We start from the raw sequence: 16,064 nt of genomic DNA on the forward strand, positions 1-16,064 counted from the left end.
CTGAGACGCCAATGCTTCAGGAACCGGTTCATGTAGATGACGGAGAGCAGCGGACTGATGACGCCGCCCTGTGGCGTGCCACACTTGTTGCTCTTACCGCCGCTCGTGCGCCGTTTCCCGTTGCTATCCCGCTCCTCGACCGGTACTCGCAGCCATAACTTAATCAGCCGCAGCACATTCCGGTCGACGATGCGTCGGGCCACCGATTTGAGGAGGTCCGAGTGCGGAATCGTGTCGAAGTATTTCGACAAATCGGCGTCAACAACGTCCGTGTAGCCCCGGCACATAAGCCGGTGCACTTCCTTGACGGCATCGACCGCGTTGCGGCGCGGGCGATATCCATAAGCGCCGTCCTCAAAATCCGCCTCGAAGATCGGCTCCAGCACGATCTTTGCAGCAGCTTGGACGACCCGGTCCCGGATTGTAGGGATACCGAGCGGACGTTCGCCGCCGCCGGGCTTCGGGATCATCACCCGCCGCACCGGATCGGGCCGATAGGTCTTCGTGACGAGTTCATCGCGCAGGCCAGCCAACCATGCTTCGAGTCCCGCGTCGATCTGCTCGAAAGTTATTCCGTCCACTCCTGGCGCACCCGCGTTGGCGCGGGCCAGCTTGTAGGCATGGCTCAGAATGTCCTCGCGGCAGATCTTGTCGTACAGCACGTAGAAGCGGAAGGCAGGCTCCGCCTTCGCTTTGCAATAAAGCTTTCTCTGAAGGCTCCTGATCTTATCGGGCGTTTCAAGGCTCATCGCCAATCTACCCTTTCCCTCGCCATCTTCAAAAGCGCACCTGAAGTCAGGGTCCTTTCCTCCGCCGGAATTACCCGGTTTCATCGGTACCTTTGACCCTGTCCGACTCCCGTCCGGTCCATCGACTACTCAATGCTGAAGGCGCGACCTTCGACCAAGACGGGTCTCCCCCGATTACCCGTACTAGCTTTCCAACGTGCCGTGCCCATTACCCCGGTGAACCAGACAGGTGCGTGCGTCGATTGCTTCCCTGTCCGCACGGCCTTCCCCGCCATACGATCGGGTCGGCATTCACATCGTAACTTTCGAGGCGTGCTCAGGCTTCACTCACGTTACGGCCCGCTGGATTGCTCGGCCGCCTAAAGCGACCTTTGTCACGAGGCTTCGATCCGTCCGATTGCTCGTCCAAACCGCTCGTCAGCTACCAGATCAATCGACAACTCTCTGGGTGGATCCTTCCTCCACTGGTAATACGCGCCGTCGGGGCGCACCGAACGGTCGTACGGAAACGGCTATTCCTGCGGTTGATCACCCGCTCCGTTTCGACGGTCTTGTGGTTGTCGCTGCTCATTCAACACTTCCTCTACTTTTCAGACGGCGTTTGCGGTGGTTGAGAAGGGAGGGGCGACCGCACCACGCAGTGAAAGCCGAGGTGACTGGTTGACGTATCGATCGGCTCAGGTTGCCGAGCCGCGGGGCGATAGCGCCGGCAGTAGTTCGGCGCACAGAGATGCGAGCCCCCTTCAGGACCTTGCGCGGAATCCTGATCGCGGGCCGGCAGGGATCGTAGCTCGCCGCCTCGCGGCCGCCGCGCGGGTTCTGTGGGATGCAGCAGGGCTTCGCGGCGTCGGCCTCGTGGCGGGCCGACCACCAGTCGGCGGTCCACTCCCAGACATTGCCGATCATGTCGCATACGCCGTATCCGTTCGCTGGGAATGCGGTCACCGGCGAGGTGCGATCGAAGCCGCCTTCGCAGAGATTCTGGATCGGAAAGCTGCCCTGCCAAATGTTAGCCATGTGCTTGCCGCCGGGCGTCAGGGCATTGCCCCAGGCGTACTCCTCGGCTTCTAGCCCACCGCGTGCAGCGAATTCCCATTCGGCTTCAGTGGGGAGTTCCTTGCCGGCCCATTTGGCATAGGCGAGCGCGTTCGAATATGCGACGTGGACGACGGGATGCTCGCCGAGCACATCGATGTTGCCGCGCGGACCGTAAGGACGTCGCCAGTTCGCGCCCCGCATAAAGGTCCACCATTGGCCCAAGTCCCGCAGGTTGTGCACCCGGTGCGGCGGCTCAAACACCAGCGAGCGGGCGTAAAGCATATGCGGCAGCGCACCGGGATAGTGTGCCGGATCCGGTGTTGTCTCGGCCACCGTGATGTGGCCGGTCTCCTTCACGAACGAGCGAAACTGCGCGTTGGTGACCGGGGTACGGTCAATCCAGAAGCCGTCGACCCTGACCCGGTGCGACGGGGCTTCCTCCCGATAATGATGATCGGAGCCCATGCGGAACTTGCCGCCCGGAATCCAGACCATGCCGTCGGTCCGAATATCCCGCGGAGACTCAGCGCGCCCGAGGTCGATCTGGAAGATGGCGGTCCACCCGCATATGCTTATCGGGGACAGTAATCCCAGAAGTCCTGCGTCTTGGACGGATCGGTGTAGTACCAGCACATGCCCGGCGCCGGCGGCGCACCCGCCCATGTCGCCGCGGCCGCAGCTCCGACAAAGCCAATCGCCGCGCCCTCCGCCACTGCTCCCCCAATCGGCCAGCCATACCAGCCGGGTCGCGCCCACGGGCCAGGCCGCGCGCGTTTTCTTGCCATTTTTCATCTGCCGCCCGGATCCATCTGTTCTCTCTATGACGCGCAAATTCTACGCGGATCACAAACACGCTGTTCACAGCGTTGAAAGTTAGCGGCGACGTGACAAGAGGTCTGTCGGTATTTGCCGAGCAGGCGCCGTCCCTGCCTTATGTCACGCTCCGCTAACCTCACTGGCCAGCCACGGCCTCAACTTGCGATGGTAGCCATGCCTAAGGGAGGGCCCCAGGCACGTCGAGGGTGTGCATTGTTCGTGCCAGCGAATACTCGACAGTCGGGGAGCCGCCGGGGATCGGGCTCATCGTGGAAGGGACGGTAGCCGTAGAGCTGGAGTTCCTGGAGAACCTGATCGGTCGGGGATGAGCTGTGGTGCGGCTCGAAATCGTCGTCGTTGCTGGTGGTCATTGCGGCTTTCCTTCGTCGGATCGACCGCGCCCATCGCGGCCTTCATGGCGACGAAGGCGGCAGGCGGAACGGAATTGCACCCGCAGCGCAGCGGAGGGCCGGAGCCTTGGCGGAGGACCGAAGGGGGCCGACTATTTTGCCTCGCGATGTAAAGGCGGCTCCGCGGCCGACGGAAAATAGTCGGCCCACGAGGTTGCCGGTCCGGGCCGCTTGCCGCCCGATCGCCGTCTGAGAAGGCCGTGGGGGCGGTCCTCTCCGGCGCTGCGGGGAAGCATGACCGCCAGCCTCGCAGCAACGAAGCGGCCGCGTCGCCCTCATCCCGTTCCGGCTATGCCGCCAGCTCCATAAAGCGCGCGACGTCCCGCGCCGCGATCTGCACGCGGCTCGCGGCGCGAAGGGCGTCAGATCCGAGCAGGCGAAGATCCTCGTTGAAGTCGCCAAGTTGTGGCGAGATCACGATTGCCTCGATCCCGGCCTCCTGAGCCCGATCGATCAAGGTAGCCATGGCGCCGTCACCGGCAGGATCGTCGTCGCGGACGATGTAGAGTCGGCGAAGCGTGTCCGGGAGAAGAATGGCGGAAAGATGCGCCGCCGAGAGGGCTGCGACCATCGGCATGGTGGGCAGAACGCTGCGGAGCGATAGCATCGTCTCGATGCCCTCGCCGGCCGCCATGACTTCGCCAGCCACACCAAATCGAACGGCGTGACCAAGCAGGTCGCCCATCGCCCGTTTCGGCGTGTCGATCCGCGCCTTGCCGAGCGTTGTCTCGCTGAAGCCGTCGGGGTCAAGCCAGGTGCGATGCGCGCCGGTCGGGTCACCGGAGAGATCGGTGACGGTGGCGATCATCGCCGGCCAGATCTCGGTCGGGCTGTGATCGTCGGGCCGGTAGTAGCAACGTGGGTGAAAGCGCAGACTTCCGATCTCGTGCAAAGCCGTAATGCCGCGATTGCGGAGATACGCTTCTACGAGCGTGCCCACGATCGGCTACGACATGCCGAAGAGTCGCCGCGCCGCCGCTGGCGATAGCGCCCTCGACCTTGGCGTTCAGCAACTGCTCGAAGGCCGTGAACAGCACACCTTGCAGGTCGATGGTGAGCGCGACCAGCCGGTTCAGGAAGGTCGTGATCGGCGGCAGCTCGTCCTTGATGCCGTTCGCGTCCGTGAGCCTCAAGCCCGTGGCATCCTCGAACATCTCGAGCGAGCAGCCTTCGACCTTGCCGCGCACGAGCAGCAGATAGAGCTGGCGCAGCGCATCGCGGGCATAGTGGCTCTCAAGATTGTCCTCGGGTCGGAACAGACCCTGCCCGCCGGTCTGACGCTGGCCGCGCGTGATGGCACCAAGCGTGTCGAGCCGTCGCGCGATGGTCGAGAGGAAGCGCTTTTCCGCCTTCACGTCGGTCGCAATGGGGCGGAACAGCGGCGGCTGCGCCTGGTTGGTGCGGTTCGTTCGACCAAGACCCTGGATCGCGGCATCGGCCTTCCAGCCCGGCTCGAGCAAATAATGGACGCGAAGCCGGCGATTCCGCGCCGAGAGCTCGGCGTGGTAGCTGCGGCCCGTGCCGCCGGCCTCCGAGAAGACGAGGATACGCTTCATGTCGTCCATGAAGGCGGCGTTCTCGGCGAGATTGGCGGAGGCGGCACGGTTCTCGACGGCAAGGCGGTCACCCCTACGCACCACCCGGCGCGAACGTCCGGTCACTTCCGCCACGAGGTCCGTGCCGAAACGCTGCACGATCTGGTCGAGCGCGCCGGGAACAGGCGGAAGCGAAGCGAGCCGCTCGATCAGCTCATTGCGACGGGCGACGGCCTCGCGGCTCTCGACCGGCTGGCCGTCGCGGAAGACGGGCCGCGACGAGAGATTGCCCTCGCTATCGGTGAAGGGCTCGTAGAGCTGCACCGGGAACGAATGGGCCAGGTAATCCAGCACGTATTCTCTGGCGTCCGTCGTTATGGGGACATCCAGTACAAATTCACGCTTTTTCCTACGCTTTTGCGGTTTGTTGCTCGGCATAATTTTTCTCCTGGTTGGCTAAGCTCCCTCTCGCGTTTCTCTCAACACGAAGGAGCCACCACTTGACCGCACCCCTCTATCTCTCCAGTGATCGCCGCCTGCCGGACTACACGCCTGCAGTCCGATTCCTTGATCATCTCGCTAAGAAGGGACTCACCGGCGACGGCAGGCATTACAAGAGCGCCGCCCGCCACTTTTTGTTTTGGCTGCACAAACGCGGGACAGCCCTGAGCTGTGTGGACGACACTATCGTCCAGCGTTTCCGGCGGCATAAATGCCAATGCGCAAGATACAGCGCGTGCCAAGTCACCACTGATGCCTATCTCAGTTGCACGCGTCGGTTCATACGGTTTCTTGAAGATGCAGGTGATATCCCAATCGCAGGTGGCGCGGGATGCATCGACGCGCACCTCAGTGACTACGCCAACGACTTGACCACCGAGGGATACAGCCTGGTCACTTGGCGCGGGCACTATTCAGAGGCCGAACATTTTTCGTGCTGGCTGCGCTTTTCACGTCTGCTCAGAGACGATATTGATGATGACGTTATAGAGCGGTTCGCTCAACATCGCTGCCGGTGTCCGCTTCCGCGCAAGCGCGCGAAGTTAGCGGAGCCAACGGGACAAAGACACCGTCGCCGTGGCGCTCGCCGTTTCGTGGGATTCCTCCGCGCTCGCGGTGTGCTTCAACAGGCCGTCGTCCCAGAGTTCCCCGAGGATCATCGGATCGCGGCATTCCGCTCATGGCTTGAGCGGCAGCGCGGCGCCACCGCAGAGACAATCCGCCGCTATGTCCATGAAGTAACGCGATGGCTTAGCAAGCTGCCATCTGATCCAGCGGCTTACGATGCAGCCACGTTGCGCGACATCGTGCTCAAGCAGCCGCAGTCTCGATCGCGCTCTTCGGTACGCATCACCGTGACGGTGTTGCGCGCCTATTTGCGTTTTCTATCCGCACGCGGCGAATGTCGTCCGGAACTTGCCCACGTCGTTCCCCCGGCGCGCCGCCGCAGCAAGAAGCTTCCCCGCCACGCCGCACAGGCGACGATCGAGAGGATAGTCGCGTCTTGTGACACGACCACGCCTGTAGGGATTCGCGATAAGGCCATCATACTTCTCTTGGCGCGACTGGGCCTGCGCGCGGGCGACGTCTGGGCCTTACGCTTACCCGACGTAGATTGGGCAAATGGGCGGATTCGCGTCAAAGGCAAGGGACGACGCCAGAGCGTGTTGCCATTGCCGCAGGATGCGGGAGAGGCGCTGCTAGTCTACCTGCGCCGGGCCAGACCGACCGCCTCGGGAGATCGCGTGTTTCTGCGTGTCCAGGCGCCATTTCGGCCGTTTTCGTCGTCAGCGGAGATCGCCGGTATTGTCTCGCGCGTGCTGGCACGCGCCGGCATCGATGATGTGCCGACCGGTGCGCATGTGTTTCGCCACTCGCTCGCCACCAACATGCTGCGCTCAGGCGCGAGTCTCGACGCCGTCGGAACTGTACTCCGCCACAGCCATAGGAGCGCAACAACCATCTACGCCAACGTCGATACGACGATGCTCCAACGGGTGGCTCAACCCTGGCCGGAGGGAGCGTCATGCTGAGCCAAGACGTTGATCGCTATGTGGCTCTGCATCGGCAGCTTGGCCACTCTTATAATGAGCAGGAGCGCATTCTCGCACTGTTTGCGGCCCACGCCGAAGCATTGGGCGATCAGTACATCACAGCAGTTCGCATTCGGAACTGGTGCGCGACCGCCTCAACGCCCAACAGCGCGAGAACCTGGTTTGACACGGTTCGCCGGTTTTCTTTCTTCTTAAACGCGGAGGATGCTCGGCACGAGGCGCTGCCTGCGGGCGTTTTTGGTCGAGGCAGGCGCCCGCGACCGGCGCCCCACATATTGCAGCCGGATCAGGTGACCGCAATCATGCGGGCAGCGCTAAGGGTCTCCCCGCAGGGGACGATCAGCCCATACACCTATCATTACATATTCGGTCTATTGGCCGCGACCGGCATCCGCATCTCTGAAGCGTTGGCGCTTAAGCTCGGAGATCTGACAGAAGACGGCCTCATTCTGAGAACCGGCAAGTTCGACAAGAGCCGACTCGTGCCTCTCCACGCCAGCACGCGCCGCGCGTTGGATGGCTATCTTGCCATTCGAGACAAATGGGACGGCGATAGCGACGATCTCTTCGTTGTCACGACCGGGCGCGCGCCGACAGCAACAAGAGTGCATGTGGTCTTCGTCAGGATCGCCCGACAGTTGGGTATCCGAGGCCCAAAGGGAACGCGCGGCGCCCGCCTGCACGATCTTCGGCACACCTTCGCTGCGCGCTCCCTGGAGTCCTGCGATCACGACCGGGAGGCCGTCGGCCACCATACAGCGGCCCTCAGCGCGTATCTCGGCCACGCCGATGTTGAGGCCACGTATTGGTATCTGCAAGCCACACCCGTGCTGATGCATGACATCGCCGCGGCCGCCGAGCAGTTGTTTCAAGGAGAAGCAGTATGACCGTTCTTGCTCCACATTTGACCAGGTTCTTGCGTGAGCATCTGCCGCGCGAACGCGCCTCAAGCCCGAACACTATATCCGGATACGCAGATACATTCATGCTGCTTGTGCGGTTCGCGGCAGAGCGGCTCGAGCGGCGGCCGAGCGACCTCACCGTGGAGGAGATCTGCCCGACTCTCGTGCTGGCATTTCTCGACGACATCGAGGAACGCCGCGGCAACAGCGCGCGAACGCGGAACACCCGCCTTGCGGCTATCCGTTCGTTCTTTCGCTATCTGGAGTTTCAAGCCCCTGAGTGTCTCGAACAATCACTTCGTATGCGCGCTGTCGCCACTAAGCGTACCGATGCAAAGTTAATCGACTATCTGACCAAACCGGAGATACATGCCCTGCTTGCTGCGCCAGATCCTCGCACGGCCATAGGCGTGCGAGATCGGGCCATGCTGCACTTGACCTATGCCGCCGGCTTGCGCGTCGCGGAACTGCTGGCCTTGCGCGTCGAGGATTTTCCTGACCGATCACTGGCATTGGTGCGGATCATGGGCAAAGGTCGTCGCGAGCGGGTGCTTCCGTTGTGGCGCGAGACAAAGGCTGCATTGAGGGCCTGGCTCGCAATTCGACCAGCGGCGCAAACATCGCACCTGTTCCTCAACCGGGACGGCGAACCGATGAGCCGAGACGGGTTTGCGCACCGCCTCGGCGTACACGTCGCTGAAGCGGCTCTCAAGGAGCCGTCGATCGCCAGCAAGCATGTGACGCCGCATGTTCTGCGGCACAGTTGCGCTATGCACACTCTCGCCGCAACCGGCGACGTGCGGAAGGTGGCGCTGTGGCTGGGCCATGCCAGCATGCAAAGCACTGAGACCTATCTCCGCGCCGATCCGGAGGAGAAGCTCGCCGTGCTTGGCGCGCATGCGCCGCCCGCGCTGCGGGCCGGCAAGTTCAAGCCTCCATCCGACACCTTACTGGCCATGCTAGGGGAGGCCCGAAGCATCGCATGATCGGCGTAAGCGAGCTGCCGCTCTTCCGAGCGGCGGCTCGCCCGCAGCGGCGTGGTGCGCACCGGAGAGATAGAGGTCGGCCCTTGGTGTGTGGCCTCTCGGGGTTCGAGAGAGAGGCGTCAACCAGGAGAAAAATTATGCCGAGCAACAAAGCCAAGAAACGCCGGAATAAGGCCCCAATCGTGCTGGATGCCCCCATAACGACGGACGCCAGAGAATACGTGTAATGCCGATATCGACATTACACGTACTCACGCGGCGTGATGTCCACGCGGACGTCGTTCCATTCCTCAGGTGGAATCTCGGCGAGCCGCCGTTCCATCAGCGCCTCGCCGGTCGACACGATCTGGATGACCGCGGCATGGCCGTCGGCCAGGTCCCGCTCGATGGAGCGGACCAGGGTCGGCGTCTTCGTGCTGGTGAGCAAATGGCCGAAGAAACGCTGCTTGGCGGACTGGAAGGCCGAGCGCGCGGCCGACTTCGCCTGGCGATTGAGCGTGCCGGTCTCCCCGGTGATGTTGGCGGCCTGCAGCGCCGCGTCGAGGTGATTGTGGATGACGCTGAACGCGCCGGCGTAGGCGTCGTAGATGCGCCGCTGCTCGTCGGTGAGCTGGTGCTCGACGAGCTCGTATTCGACGCCGTCGTAGGAAAGCGAGCGGGCGGTGTAGAGACCGAGTGAGCGAAGATCGCGGGAGAGCACCTCCATCGCCGCGACGCCGCCTTCCTCGATCGCCTCCACGAATTCGGCGCGGGTGGCGAACGGGAAGTCGTCGCCGCCCCAGAGCCCGAGCCGCTGGGCGTAGGCGAGATTGTGCACGGCGGTCGCGCCCGTCGCCGAGACATAGACGACGCGAGCGTTCGGGAGCGCGTGCTGCAGGCGCAAGCCCGCGCGGCCCCGCTGCGAGGGGGCGACATCGCCCCGCTCGCCTTTGCCGCCACCGGCATTCTGCATGGCATGGCTCTCGTCGAAAATAATGACTCTGTCGAAGTCGGAGCCCAACCATTGAACAATCTGCCGGACGCGCGAAAGCTTCTCGCCGCGATCGTCGGACCGCAGCGTAGCGTAGGTTAAAAATAGGACGCCTTCGGCCAACCGGATCTCGCGCCCTTGAGGGAAGCGCGAGAGCGGCGAGACCAGTAGCCGCTCCATGCCGAGCGCCGACCAGTCGCGCTGTGCGTCCTCGAGCAGCTTGTCCGACTTCGAGATCCAGACCGCTTTGCGCCGGCCCTTCAGCCAATTGTCGAGAATGATGCCGGCGGACTGGCGACCCTTGCCGGCGCCGGTCCCATCACCGAGCATGAAGCCTCGGCGGAAGCGGACGGCGTTGGGCGCATCGTCGCGGGCGGCCGTGACGAGGTCGAAGGTCTCGTCCACCGTCCAGGCGCCAGCAAGACAATCGCCATGCGCCTCGCCGGCATAGATCATCGTCTCGAGCTGGGCGTCAGACAAGATGCTGTCGCTGACGAGGTTCGCCGGCAGGCGCGGCCGATAGCTAGGCTTCGGCGGCGCGACCGAGGCCATCGCGGATGACTGCACCAGCTTGGTCGGGTGCGCCTGCGCGCCGGCAATCCGGATCGACTGAAGGCGGTATTCCTCGTAGATGGCGTCGCTGAGATGCGCGCCCTCGGGCGGCGTCCAGTCGATGGTCTCATAAGCAAGGTCGAGGGCTTCGGGATCGGTGACCAACGCCTTGGCCGACCGTGCGGCGGCCCCTGCGAGATAGCCGCGCACGGTGCGAGGCGCCGGCGAGGCTGGCGTGGAAAGCGCGCCAGTCGATGCGACGGTCAGGCGAGGTGGAACGTGCTCGCCGATCCAGCGGAGCAGCGTCGCGACGTCGGGCGCTATTCCCGGCGACGACGGGAATGCGTGCGGGTCATCGGCCGGCGCCTTATCGATGATCGTCAGGCGCGTCTCAATGCTGGTGCCGTGCTTGGCATAAACCGCGCCGTCGATCGCAGCGGTGAACACCACGCGCCCGCACTCCTGCAGACGGGCGAAGGCGTCGCGCCAAGCCGAGGCCTCGGGTGAGACGTTTGCGCCGGTGATCGTGACCAGCCGGCCGCCATCGGCGAGGCGCGCCAGGGCCGAGGCGATGTGACGATAGGCCGTGTCGGCCATGCGGCCGGAAACGTTCGCCATCGCCGAGAACGGCGGGTTCATCAGCACGACACTTGGGACGACGGCGGGATCGAGGTGATCGTCGATTTGGGCCGCATCGAAGCGCGTGACGGAAATGGCCGGAAAGAGGGAAGAGAGCAACATGGCCCGGGTCTCGGCCAGTTCGTTCAGCACGAGGGCGCTGCCGGCGATCTCGGCGAGGATGGCGAGCAGCAGCGCTTGTGCGAAGAGATTCACCTCAACCTTGGATACCGCTTGTTCTGCCGCCTTGGACTCGATGGCGACGTGCACGACCATTCGACCTTCTCGAAGAAGCGATGAGACGTGACCTGAACCAGGGGGCTCTCCCAACTCGAATCCGTCCGAGCGGGCCATAGCGAACTGGCCAAATCCCATAGTCGGTAAATCACGACCCGAATGTGGAACCTACAAGTGCTGTCACATCCACGACGGTGTTGTCGCCGACCGATGACGGTTTGCTGAACGTCTTACGCGGGCACGCTCAACCCTTCAGCACCGAGAGCCATCACAAGTCGTCAGTCTGCATCGGCAACATTGATGTCGAGGGCGGCGTCGATCGAGCTGAGTGCGCGGTGAGCGTCTTCATCGGGCTTCGTCCAGAGAACCGCTCCGGTGCCCTCAGCTTTGGCGGCCAGCTCCGCTATGCTCCGCTTGTAATTGTCGACGATCTTCGGATCGGCCGTTATATACCCGAACGGAAACGGGTAGCTGGAAGCGAGATCTGGCGCATGGACCAAGACCGCCACCCAGCTTCCGGGCTTCAGGATGACTTCGAGAGCGAAGGGAAGCTCACTGGCTGGTACCGCCAGGCAGCGGTCGAACAGCGCAGGTTGTCGATTGGCTTGACCGTAGAGTTTGCTCCACCCCTTCCTGTCGTAAGCGTTTCCGGACCTAGCAAGCAGCACGGTGCCGTCATCGATTTGATTGGCTTTTGAGAGATCCCGAGCGAGGTTCACGAATGGGATGTTTCGTCCCCACGACGAGACCGTAGGCGGGAGCCAAAAGACCGGCGTGCGCATGGTCGACGATCCCTCCGCCGTCGCCTGCGTCCAATCGAGCAGAGCTGAACGTAGCCTATCGGACGCTACGGACCCGACGAGACGAAGTCCAGGCGCTCCGGCACCCTTCAATACCTGTCCGTCAGTAGAGGCGGCAGCACTGACCCACTGTTGTCGCTCGAGTGAGGACCTCACTCCCCCGCGCCGCATGATTCCTCCATCGATCCGATCCACCGCCTCGAAGGCAAGCTGGTGGTCCGAGGGAGCTACGACGGACTTCATCTGCTCGCTGATTGCCGAAATTAGGGGGCCTCTAGAACCCGGCCGGCCTCGGTTAGAGAGCTCTGAGAAGTCGGGCGAGGCGCTGGCTTCATCCGCCGGCCGCCAACGGACCGGTATCTGGAAGATCGCCGTCGTGGCAGCGACGGGCTGAATATCCTCGATCGAAGTCAGACGCGCATCCTCGTCGAGCCAGCGGCGTCTGGCTTGCGTGCTGCGCCACTCCTGAAAGTGAAGGTCGAACGCCTCGGCGGCTTCGGCACCGGCGGCCGCTGCCTTCTCACGGTTTGGGAGCTTGAGCTCCTCGATCACCTTGGCCTCTCGCGCGTTGAGAGAGCTCTCTTCCACTGGAGTGAGAGCGGCAAGATCAAAGGCAACCGTTGCGTTGATTTCCTCTACCTCGAAAAGGTCCAACCTGTCCGAGTCGGGCGAGAGCGCCTTCCAGCCTCGCTGAGACAGGTGAAGCTGTCCGTTGCGCTCTTCCACAAGTCCCGTGCTCAAGACGTCCTGAAGCAGGATCTTGGACTCCGACGGGTCGAAGTCGAAGAATGCAAGCATGTCGTCCAACCGGATGCCCGGAATCAGATGCACCAGTCGCGTGGCATATTCGGTCGCAAGCGGTATTGACGTCCGTTTCATGACGAGCGCCGCGATCCTGAATTTTTGGCAACGGACCGCGAAAGTGGCGACGTCGATGTCCAAGTGATTAGGAATGCTCGACGTCATTGCCCTTCCTTTCCGATCGACATGATTCGATTGGCGGCCTTCAGTTCACGGACAACGGAGGTTAGGGAGTTGCCATGCCTGTCGAACATACGGACGGATCCGACGATCACGAGACGCTCCATCGCCCGGGAAAGCGCGACGTTCACTCGGTTCGCGGCGCGGATAAATCCCATGTCGCGTTCGGGATTGCTTCGCACCAACGAGAGGATGATGATCCGGTTTTCCTTTCCCTGATAGCTGTCGACAGTTCCGACCTTCACCAGCTTTCTGAATTCGGGCGCAAGGCCGGAAGTAATCAGCATTTCCTCCACCAGACCGACCTGCGGCGCGTACATGCAAATTACCCCGATGAGCGGCTCATCCTCCTTCAAGTCGCTCTTCGCGGCTTCCAGAAACTCGGGGCGCCCTGCGATCGTCTTCAAGCACGAAATGATGGTGGTCGCTTCTCGCCTGTTCACGAAGCTTTTGCCAGTCCCGCTCTCCTTGCTCGTCGACTTGGAGTAGCCGGTGTCTATCCAGACGATTTCATCATCCAGCGGGCGTGGCAGAAACCGGTAGTAGTCAGGCGGCGCTCCCCGCTCGGTCGCGAGATCCTGACCGGGATAGAACGTTTTGGCCACCAGCTTCCCGATCTTCGGAGCCATCCGGTACTGTGTCTTCAAACTACGGGCGACCGCTGAGCCATATGCCGAGTGAAACGCCCGCTCGAAGTCGCTTCGCCGGAGATCCCTCTTGGAGGTGAGATTGAGGCGTTCGCCCAACGCTTCTATGAGTTCATGACCGTAGAGCGGCGGAAGCTGCTTGTGGTCACCTACCAGAAGGACGCGACGTCCCGACTGCATTCCGACAGCGAGCTCGCCAGGCGTACAGCGCGCCGCCTCGTCGATGATAACCAGGTCGAACACGTTCTTGTTGATCTGGATGCCCTGCCGCCCGATGCCGACGCATGTTCCGCTGATGAGATTCCTGCTCCTGGCGAATAGCTCCTCGAGGCTCCTCCCCCGCATTCCAAGCGTCGCACCCCATTCCATCGCCAGGCCGTGGATTCGCAGAAGTCTCCGTCGCGCGTCCGGATCGTGTACCGAGTGCCGTTCGGCCACATTGGCGCGAACCTCCTCGAGAGCCCCACGCGGATCACCGCTGACGGAGACCGAATGCTCGGCCGCCGCGTCCGCCCAGGCTTCCCACAGTTGTTCGATCCTCTCCCGCGCCGCCGCCACAGTGTCCTGATCGCGAGATGTCGCAATGTCCTGCTCGCAGAATTCGATTTGGCGCATCAGCGACCCCAGCGTGTTTTCGACCTCGATCGATTCTTCTATGTAATCCCTATCGAGCCCAAGACGGTTCGCCGGCGGCACCACCCGTTCTTTCACGGCAGCACGGAATAGCTCGCGATAGCGGTCCTGGATCGCTCGCGCGTGGAATTTGTGCAGCATCGGAGATATCTTCGCGTGCTGACCCACGCGCAGAAGGTTAATGTTGCCACCGAACTTAGAGGCGACCTGCAGGATCTTTTCGGCGGCGTTATTTACCGCCTCGTGCGATTGGGACAGAACGAGGACGTTGTTCAATCTCGATTGCGTCAGAGCGAAATGAACGAAGGCGGCAATGAACGTCGTCTTGCCGGTTCCGGGCGGTCCTTGAAGCAACCCGAGCGGACCGTGCTTCCAGAGGTGCTTGAACGCTTCGTTCTGGTCGGGGTTGAGCCCATACTGCGTCAGGTCTTCGTCGCGAACCTCGGGACCGAACGCCTGCGGGGTCATGTCGCTATTGGGATCGAAGTACCGTATCAGATTGGGGATGGTCGACTTACCGTCGAGAATTCGCGAGACGGCGCGTGAACGCCGTTGAAAGCTGACGAGGTCGTCCGGGATCTTCAGCACGTCCCCCTTATGCAGACCGCGCGCACTACGAACGTTTCTGACGACTACTGTCGTTCCCTGGGTCCGTTCGGTGTCCAGATCGCCCAGCTTGTAACCATTGCACTGGACGCCGACTGCCTGCCCATCGCTCGGATCAACGTCCGGAACATTATCCTCCGCGACGAGGTACAAGGTACGCTCCTCCGCGTCGTACCTCGGCTCCGAGGCAAGCGTGACTTCCGGACTAATCTCCTCTTCGGCCAAGATAGTGCCCTGCCAGAACTGCGTGACCGGAAACCCGCGGTGAGGCGGTCGCTCAGGCATAGTCGCGCTCGTCACCGCGTCGGCGGTTTTGGAACTCGCGACGTCGTCCTTGGAAACGTCGTCCCTTGAGACGGAGACGGAACTCAAGTGCGCAACTATTAGAGCCGGCAGTTCGTCAAATCCGGCGAACCTGGTCGCTCGCGTCCGGCGGACGGTGACAGAACCCTCGAACGAGAATATGCGATGCCCCTGCGCCCAGGCTGCCTGCCTCATGTCGATCTTGGTCGCGACCGCTTCAATCGGCTTCGAATCGGCAGGATCGAAGTCGACGGTCACTCTCTGATCGAATCCGAAGATCTCGATCGTGTTCGGAGCCTTCTTCGGCTTTATGACGTGAAAAACGCCATTGTCCGATAGCATGGCCCCCTCAAACCCGACCCGCTGCATCTCGATCTCGAGCTCGAGCCTTGCGTTGGGGGGCCGACGCCGGCGGAACGCGATCGTCTCTTTGAGATGCTTTAGGGTCAGCCAGGGAGCGGCCCCCTCGGCACATTTCGAGACGCCCAGGGCGAAGAGCGCCCTTGTCTCCTCGTCGCTACAAACTTCAGCGAGTTCGGTGGCTATTTGTCCGACCGCAAAGCGGTCGCGCGTCCGCAGATCATTGTCGTCTGGCGGACAGTAGGCCGGTGTGCGCTTTCCTTCTTCGTCGGTCGTGAAGTCGACGGCATCCACAAGGATCGGACGCGGCAGGTCGCCGTCGAAACCCACCATAATGTTTCTCGGCGAGAGGTCGCCATGGACCAAGTCGAGCTGGTGAAGTTCGTCCACTGCATCGATAAGCGCCGCTACGAAGCGGCGAAGAGCATCCGGCGTCCAGTCGGAGGTTTTGCTTTCGGAAAGACGCTCACCTTCGACCCATTCCTGCACGAGCAGGAGACCATCGGTACAGAGACACGCGACATCGATTCTGGGCAGCCATTTCGCGTCCACGCGCCGCAGGGCATCGGCCTTGGCGAAGAATTCGATCAGGCGAACCGCGGATTTGCGACGTTCGCCCAGGACACGCTCCGGCCAGCTCTTGACGAAGAGATGATCATCGTTCCTACTGGCCTTGTAGATTCGATACGGCTTTTTGCTGATCCAGTCGGTAGGCTCGTAGTCCGAAATCGGGTCGACATCGCGGCGATAGGCGTCCAATTGCTTCTCTAGCAGTCTGCTGAAAAACCTTGAAATGGAGAGTTTTGTATTCTCGCGGGTCGTTGTTGGGGCGACGCGGCGAAGTTGGAGGTAGTTTTCCAGCCTGGT

7 protein-coding genes and 5 pseudogenes are annotated in these 16,064 nt (G+C 62.3%); 4 read left to right on the plus strand and 8 right to left on the minus strand.

From position 1 onward, the window contains the following. From H8A95_RS35275 to H8A95_RS35295, 5 genes and pseudogenes are all read right to left on the minus strand, one after another. Positions 1-749: reverse transcriptase domain-containing protein (locus H8A95_RS35275; RefSeq protein WP_249796410.1), on the minus strand; the 749-nt coding region annotated here is incomplete at its 3' end. A gap of 583 nt (positions 750-1,332) precedes the next feature. Beyond that, positions 1,333-2,282: pseudogene (locus H8A95_RS35280) on the minus strand (formylglycine-generating enzyme family protein). A 77-nt stretch (positions 2,283-2,359) separates the two neighbouring features. Continuing rightward, the gene (locus H8A95_RS35285) at positions 2,360-2,572 is read right to left on the minus strand and encodes a hypothetical protein (protein WP_229187324.1); all 213 of its coding nucleotides are present in this window, start codon (positions 2,570-2,572) and stop codon (positions 2,360-2,362) included. 730 nt (positions 2,573-3,302) lie between these two features. Further along, positions 3,303-3,998, minus strand: a pseudogene (locus H8A95_RS35290) (DUF7146 domain-containing protein); the annotation flags it as partial. A 49-nt stretch (positions 3,999-4,047) separates the two neighbouring features. After that, positions 4,048-4,986: pseudogene (locus tag H8A95_RS35295) on the minus strand (strawberry notch C-terminal domain-containing protein); the annotation flags it as partial. Between the two features lie 62 nt (positions 4,987-5,048). Here H8A95_RS35295 and H8A95_RS35300 point away from each other — a divergent pair. From H8A95_RS35300 to H8A95_RS35310, 3 genes are read left to right on the plus strand one after another with little or no spacing between them, the layout of a single operon-like run. Further along, the gene (locus H8A95_RS35300) at positions 5,049-6,581 is read left to right on the plus strand and encodes a tyrosine-type recombinase/integrase (RefSeq protein ID WP_229172320.1); all 1,533 of its coding nucleotides are present in this window, start codon (positions 5,049-5,051) and stop codon (positions 6,579-6,581) included. Further along, positions 6,575-7,489, plus strand: coding sequence for a tyrosine-type recombinase/integrase (locus H8A95_RS35305; protein ID WP_229172319.1), 915 nt, complete (start codon positions 6,575-6,577; stop codon positions 7,487-7,489). The genes H8A95_RS35300 and H8A95_RS35305 overlap by 7 nt, the downstream gene beginning before the upstream one ends. After that, on the plus strand, positions 7,486-8,490 hold the full coding sequence (locus H8A95_RS35310; protein WP_229172318.1) for a tyrosine-type recombinase/integrase: 1,005 nt from the start codon (positions 7,486-7,488) through the stop codon (positions 8,488-8,490). Before H8A95_RS35305 ends, H8A95_RS35310 begins: the two co-directional genes overlap by 4 nt. 244 nt (positions 8,491-8,734) lie before the next feature. Here the strand turns inward: H8A95_RS35310 and H8A95_RS35315 are convergent. Beyond that, positions 8,735-10,822, minus strand: a pseudogene (locus H8A95_RS35315) (strawberry notch-like NTP hydrolase domain-containing protein); the annotation flags it as partial. On the opposite strand from H8A95_RS35315, the pseudogene H8A95_RS35320 reads away from it, so the two are divergent. Then, positions 10,820-10,927: pseudogene (locus H8A95_RS35320) on the plus strand (transposase); the annotation flags it as partial. The pseudogenes H8A95_RS35315 and H8A95_RS35320 overlap by 3 nt on opposite strands. A 218-nt stretch (positions 10,928-11,145) precedes the next feature. On the opposite strand, the gene H8A95_RS35325 reads toward H8A95_RS35320, so the two are convergent. Next, positions 11,146-12,633 carry a hypothetical protein gene (locus tag H8A95_RS35325; RefSeq protein WP_229170555.1) on the minus strand — a complete coding sequence of 496 codons (1,488 nt, stop codon included), beginning with the start codon at positions 12,631-12,633 and terminating at the stop codon, positions 11,146-11,148. Further along, positions 12,630-15,956, minus strand: a complete 3,327-nt coding sequence (locus H8A95_RS35330) for an AAA domain-containing protein (protein WP_229170556.1) — start codon at positions 15,954-15,956, stop codon at positions 12,630-12,632. Before H8A95_RS35330 ends, H8A95_RS35325 begins: the two co-directional genes overlap by 4 nt. Positions 15,957-16,064: the final 108 nt, after the last annotated feature.

Source organism: Bradyrhizobium oropedii (assembly GCF_020889685.1).
In the GTDB taxonomy this organism is placed as follows: Bacteria; Pseudomonadota; Alphaproteobacteria; order Rhizobiales; family Xanthobacteraceae; genus Bradyrhizobium; species Bradyrhizobium oropedii.